Below are 22,831 nucleotides of genomic sequence, written 5' to 3' on the forward strand. Positions count from 1 at the left end.
GCATGCCCGGAAGAATCATCCTGCTGCGCCATGGTCAGACCTATTCCAATATTTCTCGTCTTCTTGATACCCGCCCGCCTGGGGCCGAGCTTACTGAGCACGGGCGCGACCAAGCCACGGAGGTTGGCCGTGAGCTAGCGCAGTTGGTGGGCGAGCGCGAGGTGGAATTTAAATGTTCCATTGCCCTGCGCGCTCAGCAGACTGCGATGCTGGCGGCACGCGCCTTTGAACAAGAGCGCGGTATGCCCGAGTTTTCTCAGCGTGTGGACGTGATCTCCGGAGTGCACGAGATTTCTGCCGGCGATTGGGAAATGGACGGCAGCGAGGATGCCCACCGTTCGCACATGGTGGCCCTGCGCGGCTGGTGCGATGGCGAGCAGGACGCCGGCATGGAAGGCGGCGAGACCCTGGAGGATGTGCTGGCGCGCTACCAGCCGGTGCTGGAGGGCATTGCAGGCCAGCTTGCCGACGACCACGATGTCATCCTTGTCAGCCACGGCGCGGCCATCCGCGTGGTCACCAAGCATGCCACGGGGGTTGATGCCGACTTTGCCTATACCGGCTATCTGCCCAATTGCCGCTTCATGGTGATGGAGCCCTGCGGCAAGGATTTTGGGCAGTGGGCATTGACCCGTTGGGCAGATACGGAGCTCTAACCCCAGCCTAGGCGGTGCAGCTCCTCTTCCTCGAGGCCAAAATAGTGGCCGAGCTCGTGAAATACCGTCACCTTGACCTGCTCTGCTAGGTCTTCCTCGCTGCCGGACCAGCGCTGCAGCGTCTTCCGGTAAATGAAGATCGCATCGGGCAAGAAACCGGTGTGGTCGAAGGTGCGGCGGGGCAGTGCCACGCCTTCATAGAGCCCGAGCAGCATCGGGTTATCGGGGTTTTCATCTTCGACCAAGATGACGAGGTTGCGCATGCGACGTACAAATTCCTCGGGGACCTGATCCAGCGCCTCGTTGACCATTTCATCGAAGCGCTCTTCCGAAACCTCCACCATTAGGGTGCTGGGGCTGGTGCAGGGGCGGCGGATTCGGGCGCTGGCTTATTGTCCTTATCCTCGCGCAGCGGATTGCGCTCAGGTCGCTCCTCCGGCGGCTTGCCATCGATAGTCAGGGCCTGACGGCCACCGGTAGCGGAACCGGTGATGGCAGAGAAGCCGCCGCCTGCGCGGGCATGCACGAGGAAGCAATTGACGGACTTGGTGCCACCATTCCATGAGGCCTCGGTGATAGAACCCCAGAACGGTTGCAGCGTGGATTGATAGAGCTGTTCTTCGCCGCCGAGGTAGTCCTCGGTAGCGGCGGTGCAGGTATCGGAAAGGAATTTGTCCATATCCTTGCCATCCGGGTAGCCATCAGGGAACTGCTTGCCCACATCAATGACGGATACGGTTTCCATCTGGTGCGGCTTAGCGCATTCAACGACGTGTGGAACCTGCTTGTCATCGATGGCCAAGCATTCGCCCGGCTTGGTGAGGTTGGCCTGCTCGGAGGCTTCTACGTTGCCGTGATTAAGCTGCGGTACGCCGTGGTCATCGGTGGTTTGCAGGCCACAGAGTAGGGTGCGGTCGCCGCGATCCCAGGCAGACTGCGGCGGGAGAATGGATGCTACGTCGTACTTGCCGTTGGGATCCCACTTGCCGTGCAGGTAGTTCACGGTGGCGGATTCGCACAGCTCATCGCGCAATTGGTGTTGGCGGGTAAGTGCCGGGCGAGTAGCATCTGGTCCGAATTCGCTGGTGGGGTACACACTTAAGTCTTCGGTCTTGGAGACCTCGAAGCGGTGCTGTTCGGAACAAGGTACTTCCTTGAACCCTGTGGCGGAGCCATCTTTCGCGATATCCCACGTCAAGCAGGCACCAGCGGCCGCGGCGGTGAAAGGTTCCGGTTTAGGGGCAGCGGTTTCTGAATTATCCCCGCTATCGTGCTGCTGGGCAGCGGTGGTCTCATCGCTGCCCGATTTCTGGGAGCTGATAACGCCGTAGATGCCCATGAAAACGGCCGCCGCGATTGCCGCAATCAAGACAATCTGGACGGCCACAGCGGAACGCCACGCAGGTGATTTCTTCATAAGGCCCCTAATCTTACCTTTTAACCTGGATGCTGGCTAGAGACTGTTCTCCCTAGCCACCCGGGTAGTCAGGCGATAGCGGTCGGTGCGATAAACTGAGGAGCACCACTCCACCGGCCTATCGCCCGAGCGGGAGTAGCGCACAATGTGGAGCAGCGGGGTGCCCACGGGGACGTCGAGAAGCGGGGCAGTGTCCGCATCGGCCGATATTGCAGAGACCGTCTGATCCGCATCGGTGATGGGGACATCAAAGACAGAATCGAGGATGGCGTAGACCGAGTTGTAGATGTCATTTTCCAAAAGGCTGGGCGCGAACGTGGAGTTATACCAGCCATCGTCGATGGAGTACGGTTCGCCATCGCCCAAGCGCAGGCGGCGCAGGTGAATATGTTCGGCGTTAGCGGGCGTATCAAAAAAGATGGCGGCATCCTCTGGGGCGCTACTGCGGCCGCTAGTAAGGATTTTAGAAGAGGCGGTGACGTCTTGGGCGCCCATCTCATCTGAAAATGAGGCCAGGTGGAGCCGGGAGACTAGGGGATTGGGGGCCACGAAGGTGCCCTTACCGCGGATGCGGCGCAATTTTCCGGCCGCGACGAGATCACCGATGGCGCGGCGTACTGTGATACGTGACACCCCGTAGGTCTCTTCAAGGAGCCTTTCGCCGGGGAGGGTATCGCCGGGTTTGAGGGTCGTGCGGCACAATTCTTCGAGGATATCGTGCAATTGGGCGTGTTTTGGAACGGGGCCGTCCGTAATAGTGCGGGCGGGGAGCTGAACGGCGGACATAACTCCATGGTAATTCGCTGGTTATTACCACCGCAAGGTGTTGTCAATACGCTAAACTTACATTCGTGATTGATCTCAAGCTACTCCGCGAAAACCCTGACGTTGTCCGTGCTTCCCAGGTGAATCGAGGTGAGGATCCCTCCCTCGTAGACCAGCTCTTGGAAGCTGATGAGCAGCGCCGTGCTGCTATTCAAAAGGCCGACGAACTGCGCTCCGAGCAGAAGGCTTTTGGCAAGAAGATCGGCCAGGCCTCCCCGGAAGAGCGCCCGGCTTTGCTAGAGGGCTCCAATGAGCTGAAGGCCAAGGTCAAGGAAGCGGAAGAGGCACAGTCTGCCGCTGAGGCCAAGGTGGAAGAGCTGCAGTACAAGCTGGATAACGTGGTTGAAGGCGCCCCAGCCGGCGGCGAAGATGACTTCGTGGTGATGGAAGAGGTCGGCCAGATTCCTGAGTTCGACTTCGAACCGAAAGATCACCTTGAGCTGGGCGAGTCCCTGGGCCTTATCGATGTCAAGCGTGGCGCTAAGGTAGGTGGAGCTCGCTTCTACTACCTCACTGGTGACGGTGCCTTCCTCCAGTTGGGAATGCTTATGCTTGCAGCACAGAAGGCGCGCGAAGCTGGTTTCAAGCTAATGATTCCGCCAGTTCTAGTTCGCCCAGACATTATGTCCGGCACCGGGTTCCTGGGACAGCACTCCGATGAGGTGTACTACCTCCCAGCCGATGATATGTACCTAGTCGGTACCTCTGAGGTGGCCCTTGCCGGCTACCACAAGGATGAGATTATCGACCTTTCTAACGGTCCGCTGCAGTACGCTGGCTGGTCCTCCTGCTTCCGCCGCGAGGCCGGCTCCCACGGTAAGGACACTCGCGGCATCCTGCGCGTCCACCAATTCGACAAGCTGGAGATGTTCGTTTACTGCAAGCCTGAAGATGCGGAGGAAATGCACCAGCGCCTTCTATCCATGGAAAAGGACATGCTTGAAGCCATGGAGCTGCCCTACCGCACCATCGACATTGCCGGTGGCGATCTCGGTTCTTCGGCGGCCCGCAAGTTCGACAATGAGGCTTGGGTTCCTACCCAAGGCACCTACCGCGAGCTGACTTCCACCTCGAACTGCACCACCTTCCAGGCTCGCCGCCTGTCCACCCGTTACCGTGACGAGAATGGCAAGACCCAGACCGCAGCTACCTTGAACGGCACCCTGGCGACTACTCGCTGGCTAGTTGCTATCTTGGAAAACCACCAGCAGGCCGACGGCTCTGTCGTTGTCCCTGAGGCCCTGCGCCCCTTCGTGGGCAAGGATGTCCTCACCCCGCAGTAAGTCCGCCGTCGTCCTGGAGAGTTATGAACGCTGCGACGAATTTCCTGTATCGCCAGATCACTCACATTGGTAGGGGGGTGACTCTGGCGCAGGGATTAAAAATGCGCCTTTCGGGTGAAGAAAATATCCCCGATGAAGGCGGCGCGGTGTTGGTCTGTAACCACACCGGCTACATGGACTTCCTCTTCGGGGCCTTTTTGGCTTACCGCAAAAAGCGCCTCGTGCGCTTCTTGGCAAAGGCTGGCATCTTTAAAGCCCCACTAGCGGGTCCCTTGCTCAAGGCCATGCACCATGTGCCAGTTGATCGCATCGATGGCAATGCCTCAATGCGGCAGGCGGTTCGGCTCGCTAAAGAGGGCGAACTTGTCGGGGTGTTTTCTGAAGGCACGATTTCCCGCAGCTTCGAAATCCGCAGCATGAAAAGTGGTGCCTCCCGTATCGCCTATGAGGCTGGGGTGCCGGTAATCCCGCAGGTCATCTTCGGCTCCCAGCGCCTGTGGACCAAGGGGCATAAAAAGAATCTGGGACGGACGAAGACTCCAGTCTTTATCACTGCCCTAGAACCGTACTATCCCACTGGTGATGCGGAAGCCGATACCGCGGAGATTAGGCGCCGAATGCAAGAGGCTTTGGAAGGGCTATGGGAACAGTACGAAGCTGAATTTGGCCCCATGCCAGCGGGCGATTATTGGGTGCCCGCCCGCAAGGGCGGCGGCGCTCCCACCCTCGAAGAAGCGGAGGAGCGGGATGCTGAAGTAGAAACTGAGCGCCACCGCGTACGCCGGCTACGTGATGATCTGGTGGGGCTTAAAGAACGCGTATCCGTCACCACGGTTGACCTAGTGCGCAACCGCATGGCCGCCGCCAAGGGGGATGAAGAGGATGCGCCCAAGACTAAGGCGCGCACCGCCCCAGAGACTTTGGATTGGATCAAAGCCAATCTGAACGCCGTGGTGGAAGAGGCAACACGTGGTTTGGATGAAGGCCGCGATAAGGTCGCGGATGTTATGGCGCAACTGAAATCTGATGTGGCGCAAACCCAGGCTTCCATTACCGCCAGCAGCAAAGAGATTTGGGCCGGTTCTAAAGCTGAGCAGGGCCTTTTGGCAGCAGCTACCCAATCCCGGCTTATCGTCTCGCGCCTGCCGCACCGCATGAAGGCTCAATTCTCCTCCATCCCGCGTGTGGTGGTAGCGCACAGTAGTGCGCTGAATTGGGAGGATGGGGCACTGACCCCGCGGTTGCGCAAGGCTTTTGCGGATATCTACCCGGCGGCCGAAGTTCTCATAGTGGTATCGCCCGCGGGCGATGTGGATGTCCCGCAAGCCGTGTGGACCATTGTCATTGATGAGGATGTTGCACAGCCACGCCTCGATGCTGCAGCAATGTCCGTTACTGCCGCCAGTGCGGCACAAGGCGTGGAGCGCATCCTAGAGGATCTGCAGGATGAGCCGGAAGAGACTCTAGTCTTTGCAAATGAGCCGGGGGATGAGGACTTCCTTGAGTGGATGCCGGTGGTGGCTTTGGAAACTGCCCCGATAGAGGTGGTTAAGGGTGCTCAAGCGGTAACCTACTCGGCAGAAAAGGCCGGAATGTCAGAGGTACTCGAGGCGATGGCACGTTTAGCGAAGAAATAGCGACAGTTTTTCGTCCGCTTTACACCCCCGCGAGGGGGTGGTTTTCTTTTTGGAAGTCTAAGTATTTTAAGGAAACTGACTGCTTACGGGCCTGAAACTTACGTGTGAGTAACCACATGTGTAACTCAAGTCGGTGGCCCCTAACATATATTTTAGGAGATGAAGTCTCTGTAGCCCCGGTGCGATACTTTCCACCGAACCCATAATTACCTGCTTTTAGCTGTGCTTATGCCATCTCATTCACGGACCAATGGCCCAGGCACATGCAAGCACCAAGGAAGGAGATGCGGTCAGTAATGATCCAGCAAAGCAATCAATCCTTTAACCCTGAATACTTTGAAAATCTATGGAACGGGTACGCAGATGAGGACTACGACGTAGTCATTATTGGTGGCGGTTCCGTAGGCGCCGGTGCGGCAGCGGATGCCGCCACCCGCGGTCTGAAGACCGCCGTCATTGAGGCACGCGACTTCGCCGCAGGTACCTCTTCCCGCTCCTCCAAGATGTTCCACGGTGGCCTGCGCTACCTGGCAATGTTTGACTTCCGCCTCGTGGCAGAGTCCCTCAAGGAGCGCGAGCTCAACATGTCTACCCTGGCACCTCACCTGGTGAAGCCGTTGAAGTTCATCTTCCCGCTGACCCACCATGTATGGGAGCGCGTCATGATGTTCGGTGGATTTACGCTCTATGACCTCATGGGCGGATCGAAGAGCGTGCCAATGCAGAAGCACTTGACCCGTAAGGGCGTGCTGAAGGTGACCCCGGGCCTGAAGGATGATGCCATTGTGGGCGGCGTGCGCTACTACGACACCCTCGTGGATGACGCCCGCCATACCATGACCGTGCTGCGTACCGCCGCCGAGTATGGTGCCGATGTACGTACCAATACCGAGGTCATTGGCTTTGACAAGGACCGCGGCGGCCGCATCGTAGGCGCGAAGGTTCGCGATACCGCCACCGGCCGCGAGACCACCGTGCGCGGCAAGGTCTTTATCAATGCCACCGGTGTGTGGAATGACAAGATTCAAGAGATGGCCGGCGTGGAGGGCAAGTTCACCGTGCACGCCTCGAAGGGCGTGCACATCGTCGTACCGAAGGATGCGCTCGATGCAGAGGCAGCCCTGTGCTTCGTCACCGAAAAGTCCGTCCTCTTCGTTATCCCGTGGGGCGAGTACTGGATTATCGGTACCACCGATACCGATTGGGAAAAGGGTCTCTCCTTGCCAGATCCGGCACCAACCAAGTCCGATATTGACTACATTCTGGACCAGGTAAACCAGCGCGTACGCCGCCAGATCACCCGCGATGACATCGTGGGTGTCTACTCCGGCCTGCGCCCGCTGCTGTCCGGCAAGTCCGATTCCACCACCAACCTTTCCCGCAACCACGCCGTCGCACGCGTGGCCCCAGGCATGGTCTCTGTCGCCGGCGGTAAGTACACCACGTACCGCGTCATCGGTAAGGATGCCGTGGACCTGGCGGTGAAGGAACTGGGTACCAAGGTCCCAGAGTCCATCACCGAGCAAACCCCGATCCTGGGTGCCGCTGGCTACCATGCTCTAGCTAACCAAGTCCCATCTCTGGCCCGTCGCTACAACCTGAGCGAGAAGTTCATTGAGCACCTGCTCGGCCGCTATGGCTCTTTGCTGGGCGAGGTCCTAGCGCCAGCTACTGAGGACGCCTCCCTGCTCGAGCCAGTGCCAGGTGCAGAGTCCTACCTGTGGGCCGAGGTCCGCTACGCCGTCACCCACGAGGGTGCATTGCACTTGGAGGACATCCTGTCCCGCCGTCTGCGTATCGCCATCGAGTTTGGTGACCGCGGCGTAAATGCCGCCCCGGCCGTTGCTGATTTTGTAGCACCGCTGCTGGGCTGGAGCGACGCCGACAAGGAGCGCGAGGTATCCCAATTCAAGGCCCACACCCAGGCCGAACTTGAAGCAGAAGCTGCGGTAACTGACCGTGAGGCCAATGACATTTTGGTACGCGCAGGATCCGCCCGACCCACCCAAAACGAGGTATAAGTTATGACCGGATTTGATGCATTCCTGTGGGAGTTTATCGGCACTGCGTTGCTGCTCCTTCTAGGAAACGGCGTATGTGCGCTGGTAAACCTGCGCACCTCTGGCGCGCGCGGCTCCGATTGGGTCGTTATCGCCCTGGGTTGGGGTATGGGTGTCTTCGTCGGTGCCAGTGTGGCCGATCCCACGGGCGGGCACCTTAACCCCGCCGTCACCGTAATGTTGGCCGTCAACGGCTCGCTCGAGTGGTCTCTGGTGCCGTACTACTTCCTGGGCCAGATCCTCGGCGCTATCCTCGGTGCCATCCTGGCATGGGCTGCCTTCAAGCAGCTTTTCGACGCCAATAATTACGACGACGCCGGAAACGTCACCGGCGCCAATAAGGACACGAACGGTATCTTCTTTACCAAGCCGGCACATCCTAAGAACGGCTGGAATGCGGTGACGGAGTTCATCGCCACCTGCGTGCTGTTGATGTTCATTGCCTTCGGCCCCACCGGCGGCGAGCTTGGCCCAATGAGCTACTTTGCCGTTGCTTTCGTTGTGGTGGCGATCGGCCTGTCCCTGGGTACCCCTACGGGTTATGCCATCAATCCGGTCCGTGATCTGGGCCCGCGAATTGCTTATGCATTCATCTTGCCCATCCAGGACAAAGGCAGCGCGAACTGGGGCTATGCTTGGGTCCCCATCGTGGCCCCATTGGTCGCGGCCGTAGCCGTTGGCCTGTTGTCCGTTGCGCTCTAATTCCATCTTCGTATAGGAGACTAGACACATGACTAACAAGAAATACGTCGCCGCTATCGACCAGGGAACTACGTCGACGCGCTGCATTATCTTTAACCACGATGGCGAGCAGGTTGCCGTTGGTCAGCTCGAACACGAGCAGATCTTTCCCGAAAAGGGCTGGGTAGAACACGACCCGGAAGAAATCTGGAGCAATACCCGTCGCGCCGTCGGTGAGGCTCTTGCCAATGGCGATATCACTGTGGAAGACATTGACTCGGTAGGTATCACCAATCAGCGAGAGACCACCGTGGTGTGGGATAAGCACACCGGCAAGCCGGTCTACAACGCTATTGTCTGGCAAGATACCCGCACTACCGCCATCTGTAAGGAGCTCTCGGGAGAGGAAGGCCCGGAAAAGTGGCGCCGCCGCACCGGTCTTTTCATTAACTCCTACCCGGCCGGCCCGAAGGTGAAGTGGATCCTCGATAACGTCGAGGGCGCACGCGAGCGCGCCGAGGCCGGCGATCTGCTCTTCGGCACCATTGACAGCTGGCTATTGTGGAACCTCACCGGCGGAGCCGAGGGCGATGCTGGCCGTGAGGCTCTGCACGCTACCGACGTCACCAACGCCTCCCGCACCCTGCTCATGGACATCGAAAAGCTGGAGTGGGATGAGGAACTGTGCAAGGAAATGGGCATCCCAATGTCCATGCTGCCGGAGATTCGCCCATCCCTCGGTGATTTCCGTACCGTGCGTGAGCGCGGTTCGCTCTCCGGTGTTCCTATCCGCGCCATCCTGGGTGACCAGCAGTCTGCGATGTTTGGCCAAGGATGCTTCCGGGCCGGCTCTGCAAAGAATACCTACGGAACCGGACTGTTCCTCCTGCTGAACACGGGCACCACCCCGAAGTTCTCTGAGAATGGCCTACTGACCACCGTGTGCTTCCAGCGTGAGGGCGAACGCCCTGTCTACGCGTTGGAGGGCTCCGTATCCATGGGCGGTTCCCTAGTGCAGTGGCTGCGCGATAACCTGCAGATTATCCCGAATGCTGCATCCATCGAGAACCTGGCGCGGGAAGTTAAAGACAACGGCGGCGTCTACATCGTGCCTGCCTTCTCTGGCCTCTTCGCTCCGTACTGGCGCCCGGATGCTCGTGGCGTCATCGTGGGTCTAACCCGCTTTGCCAACCGTAAGCACCTGGCCCGCGCCGTGCTCGAGTCCACTGCATACCAGACCCGAGACGTGGCCGATGCGATGGTGGCAGACTCCGGTGTGGAGATCACCGAGCTGCGCGTGGACGGCGGCATGACCATGAACGAACTTCTGATGCAGTTCCAAGCGGACATGCTCGGCGTGGAGGTACACCGTCCGAAGAATATCGAGACCACCGCGACCGGCGCGGCCTTCGCGGCAGGTTTGGACAATGGCTTCTGGGATGACCTGAGCGTTTTGGGTAGCCAGACAGGAGACATGAAGGTGTTTAAGCCGAAGCGCGAGAAGGAAGAGGTAGAGGCTCTCTACCGCGACTGGAAGCGCGCTATTAAGCGTTCCTTGGACTGGGAAGATAACGAGGACGAGGATCTGGACTTCTAAGTCCTGAAGTAAACTCGCGGGTATGGAGAATTTCCCTGCCCGCGCTCCTCGCCTCATCGCGAGCGATATTGACGGCACCCTGCTGGACCGCAACCACCGTGTCCCGCGTCGCAATCGTGACGCTGTGGCGCGGGCGGTCCAACAGGGTGCCTATTTTGCGCTTTCCACTGGCCGGCCGTTCCGGTGGATAGCGCCCGTGTTGGAGCAGCTTCCCGTCCGCCCGGTGTGTGTGACTTCGAATGGGGCGGTGCTCTACGATTCCGCGGAGGACCGCGTGATGTCCGCCCACGAGCTTTCACCCGCAGCGTTGGCAGAAGTGGTGGATGTGGCCCAGACGGTGTTGGGTACCGTGGGCTTTGGAGCGGAGCGGGCAGGAGGCTCGCTTGGCGACGCCGTCGAGGACCTCTTCGTAGTCGAACGCCACTACTCCGAAAACGCCCTCTTTGAAGGCTTCGGGGTGGTCAGCATGGGCGAGCTTGTGGGGCAGCCTGCCGTGAAATTTCTTATCCGCAATACGGACTACTCCGCTCCGAAGCTGTATGAGCTCATCGCGCCCCATATCGATCCGGAGCTCGCGCACCTGACGTATTCCATGCAGGAAGGGATTCTGGAGGTTGCCGCGCCCAATGTGACTAAGCGCCGCGGGGTGGAATGGTTGGCTGAGCACACCGGCGTCGCCCAGCAGGAGACGATCGCATTTGGGGATATGCCCAACGATATTGAGATGCTGCGCTGGGCTGGCTGCGGTGTGGCCATGGAAAACGCCCACCCAGAGGTTAAGGCGGCCGCGGATGCGGTCACCGTTGCTAACCACCAGGCGGGCGTGGCAAAGGTGCTAGAGCGCTGGTTCTAGTCGGTGAAGATGTCTACCTTTTCCGTTTCGGTGTTGTAGACAATCTCGCCGCCCTGGAATTTCACGCGGATTTCCTTGCCATTCTTCTCCTCATTGGACGTGGGCAGGCCGAGCTTGGAGGCATTATCGCCCTCGGACCACTTTTTGGCAATCTCACCGGTGAGAGCCTTGGTACCGGACTCCTTAGAGGAGAGCACCACGCCATTCTGGAAGAGCTGGTAGAGGATCTTGCCGCCATCGGTCGTATCCGGGCCGCCAACTGCCAGGCCCAGCACCGGGCCGAAAGCGTTGAGGACGGAGGTCCAGGACTCCTTGAGGCCTTCGTTATTCGAAACCTGTACGACCTTATTGACAATCTCCGGAATATCGCCGGTGGTCAGGTTGCCCGCCACCTTTTGATCGGTATCAGGCTTCTGCAGGCGGTCATTGGCGATGAGCACGCCGAAGACTGCGGCAGCGATTCCAGCGAGGGCGGAGATAGTCGAGACCGGTACCTCGACGTCGCCTAGCGAGGAGGTGATGTCCCCACCCACCTGCTGCGGGCTCTTGGGGGCATTGGGCTGAGGAGCCTTCTGCCAATTCAGATCCGTACTGTTCTTACCGGACTTAATGGCATCCGCTTTGCGCTTGGTGTTCTTACGGATTTCGTCCCAGTGGCGCATGGTGTACTGACCCGGGCAGGCGGTGTTGTGGAAATCATTGTGACCCGCGAATGCCGGCACGGTGGCCATGGTCCCAGCCGGGAACTTGGAGCCGTAGAAGCCGCCGGAGTACAAGCTAGCCTTGCCCATTGGATCGATGTTAGAGATTGCTGCTTTCCAGCCCGCAATCTCGGCCACGGAGTTGAGCATCTCGCGGGAAGGCTCGGTTTCCTCGTAGTTGCCAATCATGGAAATGCCCCAGTTATTGGCATTGAAGCCGCCTACGTGGGCACCCTGTACAGCCTTGTCCAAACCGCCATAGCGGCCCTCATAGATGGTGCCGAACTTATCTACCAGCACGTTGTAGCCGATATCGCACCAGCCCAGGGTCTGTGCATGGTATTCATAAGCGCCGCGAACCTGTGCCGCTGCCTGCGCGCGGGTGTAGTTATTGGTACCCGCGGTGTGGTGCAGGGTCATAGCTTTCAAGCCATCGTCGTAGGTCGGCTGCTGGCAGCGTTTGGACTCGTCGGCGCCCCAGCCAGCGCGGGAGACAACCTTGGGCATACCCGCGGTTTCCGCGGTGGGTTCGATAGCTTCGCCGGCTTGGGCATTGCCGTCGATAAACACGGCGTCGAGATCCGCAACCTGGGTGCGCTCATCGGCCACGGGGGAGATTTCGCCGACGTTGTAGGCAAGCGGTGCCGGGCGATGTGCATCAGCGCCCTTAGCGGCTTTGTCCAGGAGGGAGTCTTCCTTCTTGTCCAGGTTGGATCCGGTCACGAGGTCAACGTTGGCCATAGAGACCTGAACATCGTTGGTATCGCCTACGAAGATGAGCTCGGTGCCGTTCTTGCCCTCGGAGTAGTTCATCGCATCCATGGGCAACCACTCGCTCCAGGAGCCATCCTGCTGCTTGGAGCGCACGAAGGAGTTGATATCGCGCTTGCCCTCCCACGTGACGGCGAACATGTTGAAGGTTTCGTCGCGGTGGAATTGCTTGACCGCGCGGCGGCCTTCGCCGTCGCCCTGCGCGGCTACGGCGGGGTCATCGACGACGATGGATTCGCCATCGCTGAAGCTGGTGGAGGCGTTTTTGACCTCAATGGGGCCGCTATTGTTGGAGTCCTGGGTCTTAAGTACCTGCTGGCCGCCGAATGCGGCGGTCACGGCGAGCGCGATAGAGGTGACTGCCGCAATGACCGGGGTGGACCACTTGGACCTGTTGGGTACTAGTCGACGTCGTTGTTGCACTGTTATCTCCCTGGGGTTGTGCAGCTGTTAAAACGGTTGCCAAAAGTTAAGAATTGATTGTGATGGTACGTTTGTGACTTCTGTGAAACCTGTTGCGACACGCCGTTGCGCCGTGTCGGTTGCCGAAGTGCAATAAACTGGGGGCCATGACTTCTTATGACCTCATCGTTGTTGGCTCTGGATTTTTTGGCCTCACGGTTGCCGAGCGCGCCGCTAGTCAGCTGGATAAGAAGGTGCTCATTGTGGAGCGCCGCAACCACCTCGGCGGCAATGCCTACTCCGAGGCTGAACCCACCACCGGAATCGAGGTGCACAAGTACGGTGCGCACCTCTTCCACACCTCTAATAAGCGCGTGTGGGACTACTGCAATAAGTTCACCGATTTCACCGATTACCAGCACCGCGTCTTTGCTATGCACGATGGCACCGCCTACCAATTCCCGATGGGCCTGGGTCTTATTAACCAGTTCTTCGGCCGCTACTACTCCCCGGATGAGGCCCGCCAGCTCATTAAGGATCAGGCCGGCGAGTTCTCACCGGAAGAAGCGCAAAACCTAGAGGAAAAGGCCATCTCCCTTATCGGTCGCCCGCTGTATGAGGCCTTTATTCGCGATTACACCGCTAAGCAGTGGCAGACGGACCCGAAGGAGCTGCCGGCCGCGAATATCACCCGTCTGCCGGTGCGCTATACCTTCAACAATCGCTACTTCAATGACACCTATGAGGGTCTGCCCGTTGACGGCTACGCGGCATGGCTAGAAAACATGGCTGACCACGACAATATTGAGGTCCGTTTGGATACCGATTGGTTCGAGGTTCGTGAGGAGCTGCGCGCTGAGTCTCCGGATGCGCCCGTGGTCTACACGGGCCCATTGGACCGCTACTTTGATTTTGCCGAGGGCGAGCTGGGCTGGCGCACCCTCGACTTTGATCTGGAGGTGCTGGACACCGGCGATTTCCAGGGCACGCCCGTGATGAACTACAACGATGCGGACGTGGACTACACCCGCATCCATGAATTCCGCCACTTCCACCCGGAGCGTAAGGATAAGTATCCGAAGGACAAGACGGTCATCATGAAGGAGTACTCGCGCTTCGCCGATAAAGGCGATGAGCCGTATTACCCGATTAATACTCCGGAAGACCGCACTAAGCTGGAGGCCTATCGCAAGCTCGCCGCCCAGGAGTCGAAGGACAATAGGGTTCTTTTTGGCGGCCGCTTGGGCACCTACCAGTACCTGGATATGCACATGGCTATCGGTTCTGCGCTGTCCATGTTTGATAATAAGCTCGCGCCATTCTGGAACGAGGGCAAGGCTATCGAACAGGAGCGTGGCCACTAAACTTGATCACCTCTACAGGAAGGAGGTGACGGTATGGCTGATCGCCGCATGTGGAAAATGTCGCCGGAGCGGCTGCAAGAGCATCTAAAACTGCGTAGCCGTGCATCGCGCATTCCCGATAAAAAGAAGGAACAGTCCAAGAAGGCCTGCCGGAACTCCCGGCGGGCCTTCCCGCATTTTCGGCGCAGAAAACTATTGGGTTTAACCCAACCGTTTGACTTAACCCACCGTTAACCTGTAAAGTTAACGTCAGGTTAACACGTAGCAAACGGGACAATAACCCGAGAAAGGGGATAACAATGAACCAGTTTGAAACCCTGCGTCAGGATCTGCACGAAAACTACGGCCATGAGTACACGGCCGCAGAAATCGATGCCAAGCTCGATGAGGTTATTGCCAAGCACACCAAGAAGGCGGAGCTCGAAGAATTCGTGCCGCTATTGGTGGAGCGTGAGGTGCGTGAATACTTCGGCGCTCACCGCCTTCACGTCCGCTTTGCCGCCGGTACCAATAATGCGTTGGCTCAAGCCGCGGCGGAACTGACCCGCAAGCACGCCGGCGAGGCCCTCTATGTGGATACCGCCGTTGCCCACCCGGAAAACGAGGCAGAAGGCCACCTCGCCCACGTTATGAACGAGCGCGGTATGGGTGAGGCTCCAAATAAGTACCTCGATGAGGTACGGACGGTAGCGATGCCGGATTATATCGTGTTCCTAGGCCGTGAGGTCGAACGCGATGAGGCAGGTAAAGACATCAAAATCTGGGATATTCCTACCGCGGATACCGTAGAGCAGGCGCGCGAATTGGCCGATGACCTCGAAGCCCGCGTGCTCTACATGCTCAATAAGCTGGGCATTGATCCGGTCACTGAGCCGGTTAACGCCTAAAAGCGATACGGGTTCGGTAGCTGGGAGGAGACATTGTTGTTGGCCACCCAGAAGCCCGCAAACCTATAGGGCATATAGTGCGTGCCCATGCCGGGGCGCCATTCCGGCGTGCCCAAGAGCGGGGGAGTCTGGCGGTCGCGCTGTGGATATAGCCTTTCTGGCAGCGCGCCCACCATGGGGTGGTAGTCCTCGAGGATGCGAGCGAAGGCGGAGTCGAAGTCTTCCCGCGACAGATCCTGGGACAGCTCATTAATGCGCTGCGTTATCTGGCGGAGGCTGGCGTTGTCGGGTTGACGGGAGAGGGCCGTTTGGGCGTCGTTAAGCAGCCATTGCGTCTCGCCGGCGCGTACCGCAGTATCGCCATCGCAGAATTTTTCCAGGGAATCTATCTGCGCTGCGGCCGTATGGATCTGCTTGAGCGCCTTATAGGACTCCTTGATGGAGGCGGCATGCGAGGAAAAGTCCTGGACGTGTTCTAAGGCCTTGAGCGTCGGCCGCGCATCGGTGTACTGATTGACTAGGAAACGCCACTGGGCCTTGAGGGAATCGCCCGCCAAGGGGGATTGCAGGGCATTAATGCGCGCCTCCGTGCGCTCGATGAGCTCCTCGGCGCTATCGCGAACTCCCGCAATATAGTCAAAGCGCTTGCGCAGGCGGGCGCGGCGGGTGAGCAAGTAAGTAATGAGCCCCACCGCAGCGAGGACCACGATCACTGACGTGGTGGCAATGAACATAGACCACGTGGGCGCCTCCTGCGCAGATTGCCGGCGCACGGTCGGATCCGCGACGGCGCGCGTGGCCAAGATCATGCCGACGGTATAGTCATCGTCCTCCAGCGCCGGCCGCATCTGATCCAGGATGCCGTCCACGCGGCCGGCGTTATAAATCTTGATGTCTCGGCACACTTGGGCGCCACAGCGCACGGCCATGCTATTGGGTTCAAAGCCTACGGCGATAACGAGTACATTCTTCTGCAGCTCACCGTTGCTGATGAATTGTGGGTGCTCGCGCGCCAAGTCATGCAACAGGGTGCGGGAAAAATCCTCGCCCGAATTCGGATACGTGGCGTAGACAACCTCGTGCACGGAATCTGGAAGGTGCATGGACTGCGCTTGTGATTTCACGGCCTCTTCGTCCGAAGAGCTTAGAATCTGGGCGTGGTCCAAAAAATCCACCGCGGGCTTGTCCTCCGCGAGGGCGGCGGGTGCGCTAGCTGCAGCAAAAAGACCTACTACTGCCGCGCAAGGAACCCATCTCATGATGTTCCATCTTACGGGCTCCGCGTGTAAACCGTAGTACTTATGCAAAAGCAACTACGCTAAATCGCTGACTACTGTTTATACCGTTTGGAGAATCGAAGTTATCGTGACTGCCAACAACACCCAGGCCCATGAGCCCCTGCAGCGCATTCTGCTGCCTAAGCGCGGCGAGCCCTTTGATGTGCGGATGCTCTACCTCATCGAGGCCGAGCAAAACCGCGAACGCCTCAGCTGGTTTAACCGCACGTCCGTAACCATCCCGGCCGGCGAGGAAGCCTCTTTTGAAACCTACTTCAACGCCTTCCCGGCCTCCTATTGGCGCCGCTGGTCCCAGCTGCGCTCCGTTATCCTCAGCCTGGACATTGAGGGCCAGGCAAATATTTCCCTCTACCGCTCCAAGCAGGATGGCCAGCGCATTTCCGTGGCCAACCACCTGGTAAGCACCGGCCACCATGAGTTCGAGCTGCCACTCAAAAACTTCGAAGACGGCGGCTGGCTGTGGTTCGATATCACCGCCGAGCAGGACACCACGCTTGCCGACGCCGCCTGGTGCTCCCCCCACGCCCCCGGCCCGCAGGTGCTGCCGGACGGCACCGAGCAGCCGGCCCAAGACAAGCGCGTGGCGGTAGGCATTCCCACTTTCAACCGCCCGACCGATGCCGTAGCAGCCCTTAAGGCATTGGCCGAGGACCCAGTAGTCGATGAGATCATCGACTTCGTCCTCATGCCGGACCAAGGCAACCAGCACCCTGCCGATGAGCCAGGCTATGACGAGGCAGTCGCTCACTTTGGTGAGCGCTTCCGCGAGTTCCGCCAGGGCAACCTAGGCGGCTCCGGTGGCTACTCCCGCATTATGTACGAGGCGCTGGGAAATACCGATTCGCCCTTCATCCTTTATATGGACGATGACATCGCCATCGAACCGGATTCCGTGCTGCGCGCGGTGCAAGCGGCCCGTTACGCTGCCAAGCCGATTATCGTCGGTGGCCAAATGCTTAACCTGCAGGAGCGCTCCCAGCTGCGCACTACCGGCGAGCGCGTCAACCGTGCCGATTTCATGTGGGGTGCGGCACCGCACGCCGTCTACGACCACGACTTTGCCAAGTACCCGCTGCGCGCCATCGGTACCCGCGAAACTCACCTAGATCCCAAGAAGTACGATTCCCGCGCGCTGCACCGCCGCGTTGACGTGGAGTACAACGGCTGGTGGATGTGCCTCTTCCCGCGCATTGTGGCAGAAACCAACGGCCAGCCGCTGCCGCTCTTTATCAAGTGGGACGATACCGAGTATTCCCTGCGCGCGGCGCGCAATGGCTTCCCCACGGTGACCTGGCCAGGTGCCGCCATCTGGCACATGGCTTGGGCCGATAAGGATGATGCCATTGACTGGCAGGCCTATTTCCACCTGCGCAACCGCCTCATCGTTGCCGCGATGTACCACGAGGGACCGGCCAAGGGCATTACCAAGTCCATCTTCAAGTCCACCCTCAAGCACACCATGTGCATGGAATACTCCACCATGGCCATCCAGATTGAAGCTATGCGCGACTTCCTAGCGGGGCCGGACCATCTCTTTGACATCCTGGAGTCCTCGCTGCCGCGCATCGCGGAAATCCGCAAGAACTATTCCGATGCTGTCATTTTGGAATCCGCAGATGAGCTGCCCTCTCCCACCGGCGCGCCGGGTGTGCCTACGCGCAATATCGGCGGCCGCCTAGCCAAGATTAAGAAGATCCCGTGGGCCATCAAGGGCCTCAAGCACCTCGTGAGCAAGGAAGACGCTGCGCACCACGAGGCGCCTCAGCTTAACCTCACTCCGGACGAGGCCCGGTGGTTTACCCTTTCCCGCGTGGACTCTGCCACCGTCTCTACCGCAGGTGGCACCGGTGTGGCCTTCCGTAAGCGCGACCGCGACTTGGCCAAAGACCTCGTATCGCAGACCCGCGAGCTACTGAAGGAGATCGAGGAAAACTTCGATGACCTGCGCACTGAATACCGTGCGGCGCAGCCGGAGCTGACCTCGCGCGAGTCCTGGAAGAAGGTCTTTGATGCCCAATAAACTTTCCGTAGCAGAATCGCGCGTCCTCGAATCCATCCAGGGTGCGGCCTTTGACGTGCCCGGCGTGCTTCCCACCGCCCGCGGGCTGAGCCACTGGGGCGAGCATGCCCTGGGCTGGATGGGCAGCGCTGCGGTAGGGGCGGGCGTCGACAAGCGCCGCCGCGAGGGCTGGATCCGGGTGGGCGCTGCTGCTTTTCTCGCGCACGCCGCTAGCGTGGTGCTCAAGCGCATCGTGCGCCGCAAGCGCCCCGATTATCCGTACGTGCGCGTGGGGGTAAAGACTCCCTCCAAGCTATCTTTTCCCAGTTCGCACGCGACCTCGACTACTGCATTCCTGGTGGCGGCGAGCCGCCTTACCGGCTGCAAGGCGCCGCTTCTCGGCGTGCCAGTCATGATGGCATCGCGTATGGTCCTCGGAGTGCACTACCCAACAGATACGGCAGTGGGTGCGGCCATCGGCGCTGCTACCGCAGAGGTCGTGATGAAAGGAATGAAGCATGAGTGATGATGGAAACCAGCACTTTTTCCATTCGGAACCGCACACCTCTGGCGTAGATACCGGCCGCAAGCGCAAGCCGCCGAAGAATCTTGTCGATGGCATGATTAAGGCCCTGCGTCCCAAGCAGTGGGTCAAAAACGTCCTCGTGCTGGCGGCCCCCGCCGCGGCCGGCGCCGATGCCCTATTTCACGGCCGCGTGCTTGTCGATGTCCTCTTGGCCTTCGTCGTCTTCTGCCTCGGCGCTTCCTCCATCTACTTGATCAATGATGCGAAGGACTGGCGCGAGGATCAGGAGCATCCGACCAAACGCTTCCGCCCGATTGCCTCCGGCGTGCTGCCCATCAAGCTCGCCTATGTCATGGCCGTGGTGCTCATCTGCTTGTCCATCGGGCTATCCTTCCTTGCTACCGCTGGCCCGCAGCTGGCAATTGTGATGGCGATTTATATCGCGTTGCAATTGGGCTATTGCTTCGGTTGGAAGCACATGCCGGTGATTGATATCGCCCTGGTTTCCTCCGGCTTCATGCTGCGCACCATGGCCGGTGGCGTGGCTGCAGGCATCGAGCTTTCGCAGTGGTTCCTGCTGGTGGCGGCCTTTGGCTCGCTATTTATGGCCTCAGGCAAGCGCTACTCGGAGATCCTTCTTGTGGAGCAAACCGGCGCGAAAATCCGCAAGTCCCTGGAAGGTTATACGCCTACCTACCTGCGCTTCGTGTGGACGCTAGCCGCCACCGCGGTGGTTATCTGCTACACCCTCTGGGGCTTCGAGCTTGCTAACGATGCCCAGACCGGTGGCGTGTGGTACCAAGTCTCCATGGTGCCGTTTACCATCGCCATCTTGCGCTATGCGGCCGATGTGGACCGCGGCCAGGGTGGCGCTCCGGATGAGATTGCACTGGAGGACCGCACTTTGCAGGTTCTCGCTTTGGCTTGGCTCGCTTGCATCGCCATGGCGGTGTATATCATGCCGTTGTTCTAGACACAGCTGAATCGATATAGAAATTTTCCTCGGGGCTGATAAACTTTCTTCCCGTGCTTAACACCGACCACAAGAGTATCGCCCGCTGGAGTACCCCGGCGGTCGTTCTTGTGATCGGTGTTTTATCTTTGTGGGGCGGTTTTGCGCGCCGCTGGATTTCCGATGACGGACTCATTGTCCTGCGAACCGTGCGCAACCTCGAAGCCGGAAATGGGCCCGTGTTCAATATGGGCGAACGCGTAGAGGCCAATACCTCCACGCTGTGGCAGTACCTCATTTTCCTGGTGCGCTGGGTGACCCACGCAAACCTAGAAGGCATCGCCATTTACTTGGGGCTCATCCTGGCGGTAGTAGCAATGGTGGTCGGTACGGGGGCGTCGGCAAGCATTCGCTCTGGCGCTGTTCTTCCGGCCGGTGCGCTGGTGTATCTGGCCCTTCCGCCGGCCAGGGACTTCTTCACCTCGGGACTGGAGTGGGGCCTCTGCATTTTCTATCTAGCTGTGCTCTGGTCGCTATTGCTGCGTTGGTCGCGGCCGGCCCGCCATTCCAATAGCAATAGCGACGCCTACTGGCTAGCTTTCTGGGCCGGATTGTCTTGGCTGGTGCGCCCAGAGCTCGCCCTGTACGGCGGTCTGGTGGGAATCATTCTCCTCGTGTCTCATCGATCGTGGAAAGTTATCGCTGTCGCGGTGCCGTTGCCGCTGGCTTATGAGGTCTTCCGCATGGGCTACTACGGCCTGCTGACCCCACACACGGCTGTGGCTAAGTCCGCGGCTGACTCCGAATGGGGCAAGGGGTTTACCTACCTGGCGGATTTTGCCGGCCCATACTGGCTCTTCCTGCCGCTTATCGTGCTCGCCGTGGCAGGTCTATGGAAGGCAAACCTGCGCCCCACCGCGGTGTGCTCTACTGCCACCGCTATTTATCTCTTTGAAGGCGCTGCGCTCATTCACACGCTCTACGTGCTGCGCGTGGGTGGAGATTTCATGCATGGTCGCATGCTTTTGCTCCCACTTTTTGCGGCACTGCTTCCCATTTTTGTGGTGAGCGTTCGAGCATGGATAGCCTCCGTGTTCTGTGCGGTATGGGCGCTAGTTATCGTTCTGCGCGGACATCCGGTGGACCGCAGCATCTACGAGGGCGAGATCTCCATCGTGGATGAGCGCGATTTCTGGACCAACGCGACCCAGCGTGAGGATCCTCCCATGCGGGCCGAAGAATTCCTCGGCGCCAAGTTTATGGAGGACTACCAAGAGGGCATCGACGAGCTGGAGGCTGGCGACGCCATGACCTTCCGCTATATCAAGGGGGAAGATAGGTTCTCGTGGACGGCGGCCCCCGCAGATCCCTCGCGCACCGACCCACCGACCGTTTACCTGCTCAATTTGGGCCTTTCTTCCATGAATGCACCGCTGGATATTCGCGTGCTGGACAATATTGGACTCAGCAATCCTTTGGCGGCGCGCCAGCCACGCATCGTGGGTGGACGCATTGGGCACGACAAGAGCTTGGATATGTCATGGCAGGTGGCAGACTCTGCCGTCGATATTGACGAGGTTCCGGCGTGGATTGATAAGTACGAGGTTGCCAAGGCTCGCGCCGCTCTTGCCGACGCCGATTTTCAGAAACTCTTCGCCACCTACAGGGATCCTTTAACTTGGGACCGTTTCTGGAAAAATATTAAATTCTCCCTGACAGACGGGCGGACCCTAGCCTTCTCCTCGGATCCCTCGGACTACCTGCACTAATTCCTTCAAATGCAGACTTTAGGGCCAACCTAAGTTACACTAACCTGTGACATTGTTATCGATCCGTGACGTTAACGATATACGGGGTTCGGACGATAAAGCTTAGTGACAATCACCGAGTAGTTTGGAGGAGAAAGATGACTGCTTCCATCAAGGGTCGCGTCCTTTCAGTCATCATGGCAGTTGCCGTAGCTTTGGGCTTGGCCGTCGTGGCGGGCTCCCAGCCGGCCGAGGCAGCCAACCGCGACTGGCTGCGCCGTGACGCCACTGGTACGTGTGAGTGGGACAAGGTTGCCTGGTGGGTCCAGCGCTGTGACGTTTGGTCCCAGGCCATGGGCCGCACCATCCCGGTACAGATTCAGCCCGCAAAGCGCGGCGGCAATGCTGCCCTCTATTTGCTTGATGGTCTCCGTGCCACCGATCGCACCAACGCGTGGGTAAACGACGTCAATGCTGCAAGGACCTACGAGCCGCACAACATTACCTTGGCTATGCCGGTTGGCGGTGCCGCTTCCTTCTATGCTGATTGGCAGGGGCCTGCGACCTACGATCTATCAAACCCCGTTAATTATAAATGGGAGACGTTTCTGACCAGCGAACTCCCAGGCTATCTGGAGCGAAACTTCGGCGTTGCACGTAACAATAACTCTATTGCGGGTTTGTCGATGGGCGCTGGTGCCGCGCTAACCCTGGCAGCGAAGCACCCGAATCAATTCCGGCAAGCGCTGTCTTTTTCCGGTTTCTTGACTACCACTGTTCCGGGGGCACAGACGTTCATGCGTCTGGCTATGTTGGATGCTGGTGGCTTCAATATCAATGCAATGTACGGATCGCTGTTTAATCCGAAGCGTTTCCAAAACGATCCGCTGTTGCTGATCCCTCAATTGCGTAACACTAATCTATATATTTCTTCGGCCTCTGGTATTCCTGGTCCTGGGGACAGCCATTATCTGCCAGAGCATCAAGCCGCTGGGGCAGCCTTAGAGGTCGGGTCTAACGTGACTACTCACGTGTGGGAAGGTGCTGCGCGGCTGCAAGGTCTAAATCCGACTGTAAGCTACCCAGCCCAAGGCCTGCACAACTGGGAACAATTTGGTTATCAGCTTAATCGCTCTAAACCTCAAGTTCTGAACGTGATGAACGCGTGGTAGCG

The 22,831-nt window shown here is 59.0% G+C and carries 20 protein-coding genes; 15 read left to right on the forward strand and 5 right to left on the reverse strand.

Features of this window, described 5'->3' with window-relative positions; genetic code table 11:
• Positions 1-2 precede the first annotated feature (2 nt).
• Complete coding sequence (locus QP990_RS00140) at positions 3-656, forward strand: histidine phosphatase family protein (protein WP_023020096.1); 654 nt, start codon at positions 3-5, stop codon at positions 654-656.
• Here the strand turns inward: QP990_RS00140 and QP990_RS00145 are convergent.
• From QP990_RS00145 to QP990_RS00155, 3 genes are read right to left on the reverse strand one after another with little or no spacing between them, the layout of a single operon-like run.
• Positions 653-1,000, reverse strand: coding sequence for a metallopeptidase family protein (locus QP990_RS00145; protein ID WP_023020095.1), 348 nt, complete (start codon positions 998-1,000; stop codon positions 653-655). The genes QP990_RS00140 and QP990_RS00145 overlap by 4 nt on opposite strands.
• Entirely contained in the window at positions 1,000-2,073 is a 1,074-nt protein-coding gene (locus QP990_RS00150) for a septum formation family protein (protein WP_023020094.1), read from the reverse strand. Before QP990_RS00150 ends, QP990_RS00145 begins: the two co-directional genes overlap by 1 nt.
• A gap of 36 nt (positions 2,074-2,109) precedes the next feature.
• The gene (locus tag QP990_RS00155; protein WP_023020093.1) at positions 2,110-2,859 is read right to left on the reverse strand and encodes a GntR family transcriptional regulator; all 750 of its coding nucleotides are present in this window, start codon (positions 2,857-2,859) and stop codon (positions 2,110-2,112) included.
• Between the two features lie 65 nt (positions 2,860-2,924).
• Here QP990_RS00155 and serS point away from each other — a divergent pair, with 65 nt between their 5' ends.
• The 6 genes from serS (at position 2,925) to QP990_RS00185 (ending at position 11,009) form a co-directional block, all read left to right on the forward strand.
• Positions 2,925-4,181 carry a serine--tRNA ligase gene (serS, locus tag QP990_RS00160; RefSeq protein WP_023020092.1) on the forward strand — a complete coding sequence of 419 codons (1,257 nt, stop codon included), beginning with the start codon at positions 2,925-2,927 and terminating at the stop codon, positions 4,179-4,181.
• Between the two features lie 101 nt (positions 4,182-4,282).
• Positions 4,283-5,818, forward strand: a complete 1,536-nt coding sequence (locus tag QP990_RS00165) for a 1-acyl-sn-glycerol-3-phosphate acyltransferase (RefSeq protein WP_232212563.1) — start codon at positions 4,283-4,285, stop codon at positions 5,816-5,818.
• Positions 5,819-6,114: 296 nt separating this feature from the next.
• Positions 6,115-7,839: a glycerol-3-phosphate dehydrogenase/oxidase gene (locus QP990_RS00170; protein ID WP_034655573.1), complete on the forward strand. Its 1,725-nt coding sequence runs from the start codon at positions 6,115-6,117 to the stop codon at positions 7,837-7,839.
• Between the two features lie 3 nt (positions 7,840-7,842).
• On the forward strand, positions 7,843-8,580 hold the full coding sequence (locus tag QP990_RS00175; protein ID WP_023020089.1) for an MIP/aquaporin family protein: 738 nt from the start codon (positions 7,843-7,845) through the stop codon (positions 8,578-8,580).
• A gap of 28 nt (positions 8,581-8,608) precedes the next feature.
• Positions 8,609-10,156: a glycerol kinase GlpK gene (glpK, locus tag QP990_RS00180; protein WP_023020088.1), complete on the forward strand. Its 1,548-nt coding sequence runs from the start codon at positions 8,609-8,611 to the stop codon at positions 10,154-10,156.
• A 22-nt stretch (positions 10,157-10,178) separates the two neighbouring features.
• Positions 10,179-11,009, forward strand: a complete 831-nt coding sequence (locus QP990_RS00185; RefSeq protein WP_023020087.1) for a Cof-type HAD-IIB family hydrolase — start codon at positions 10,179-10,181, stop codon at positions 11,007-11,009.
• On the opposite strand, the gene QP990_RS00190 is transcribed toward QP990_RS00185, so the two are convergent.
• Positions 11,006-12,904, reverse strand: a complete 1,899-nt coding sequence (locus QP990_RS00190) for an N-acetylmuramoyl-L-alanine amidase (RefSeq protein WP_023020086.1) — start codon at positions 12,902-12,904, stop codon at positions 11,006-11,008. The genes QP990_RS00185 and QP990_RS00190 overlap by 4 nt on opposite strands.
• 146 nt (positions 12,905-13,050) lie before the next feature.
• Between QP990_RS00190 and glf the strand changes: the two genes are divergently transcribed.
• The 3 genes from glf to QP990_RS00205 all read left to right on the forward strand — a co-directional run bounded on the left by glf (position 13,051) and on the right by QP990_RS00205 (position 15,134).
• The gene (gene glf, locus QP990_RS00195) at positions 13,051-14,247 is read left to right on the forward strand and encodes a UDP-galactopyranose mutase (protein WP_023020085.1); all 1,197 of its coding nucleotides are present in this window, start codon (positions 13,051-13,053) and stop codon (positions 14,245-14,247) included.
• A 33-nt stretch (positions 14,248-14,280) separates the two neighbouring features.
• A complete protein-coding gene (locus tag QP990_RS00200) occupies positions 14,281-14,481 on the forward strand; it encodes a hypothetical protein (RefSeq protein ID WP_023020084.1) in 201 nt (66 codons plus the stop codon).
• Between the two features lie 65 nt (positions 14,482-14,546).
• Entirely contained in the window at positions 14,547-15,134 is a 588-nt protein-coding gene (locus QP990_RS00205) for a three-helix bundle dimerization domain-containing protein (protein WP_023020083.1), read from the forward strand.
• Here QP990_RS00205 and QP990_RS00210 read toward each other — a convergent pair.
• Positions 15,131-16,393, reverse strand: a complete 1,263-nt coding sequence (locus tag QP990_RS00210; RefSeq protein ID WP_023020082.1) for a hypothetical protein — start codon at positions 16,391-16,393, stop codon at positions 15,131-15,133. The two genes, QP990_RS00205 and QP990_RS00210, sit on opposite strands and share 4 nt — an antisense overlap.
• Positions 16,394-16,499: 106 nt before the next feature.
• On the opposite strand from QP990_RS00210, the gene QP990_RS00215 reads away from it, so the two are divergent.
• From QP990_RS00215 to QP990_RS00235, 5 genes are all read left to right on the forward strand, one after another.
• A complete protein-coding gene (locus tag QP990_RS00215; RefSeq protein ID WP_023020081.1) occupies positions 16,500-18,452 on the forward strand; it encodes a glycosyltransferase in 1,953 nt (650 codons plus the stop codon).
• Positions 18,442-18,957 (forward strand): phosphatase PAP2 family protein, encoded by a 516-nt coding sequence (locus QP990_RS00220; RefSeq protein ID WP_023020080.1) that lies wholly within the window; start codon positions 18,442-18,444, stop codon positions 18,955-18,957. Before QP990_RS00215 ends, QP990_RS00220 begins: the two co-directional genes overlap by 11 nt.
• Positions 18,950-19,930, forward strand: a complete 981-nt coding sequence (locus tag QP990_RS00225) for a decaprenyl-phosphate phosphoribosyltransferase (RefSeq protein ID WP_023020079.1) — start codon at positions 18,950-18,952, stop codon at positions 19,928-19,930. The genes QP990_RS00220 and QP990_RS00225 overlap by 8 nt, the downstream gene beginning before the upstream one ends.
• Before the next feature lie 53 nt (positions 19,931-19,983).
• The gene (locus QP990_RS00230; protein ID WP_023020078.1) at positions 19,984-21,678 is read left to right on the forward strand and encodes a hypothetical protein; all 1,695 of its coding nucleotides are present in this window, start codon (positions 19,984-19,986) and stop codon (positions 21,676-21,678) included.
• A 137-nt stretch (positions 21,679-21,815) separates the two neighbouring features.
• Positions 21,816-22,829 (forward strand): alpha/beta hydrolase family protein, encoded by a 1,014-nt coding sequence (locus QP990_RS00235; protein WP_023020077.1) that lies wholly within the window; start codon positions 21,816-21,818, stop codon positions 22,827-22,829.
• Positions 22,830-22,831: the final 2 nt, after the last annotated feature.

Origin of the sequence: Corynebacterium sp. MSK071, from assembly GCF_030232125.1 — a bacterium.
GTDB lineage: Bacteria > Actinomycetota > Actinomycetes > Mycobacteriales > Mycobacteriaceae > Corynebacterium > Corynebacterium kefirresidentii.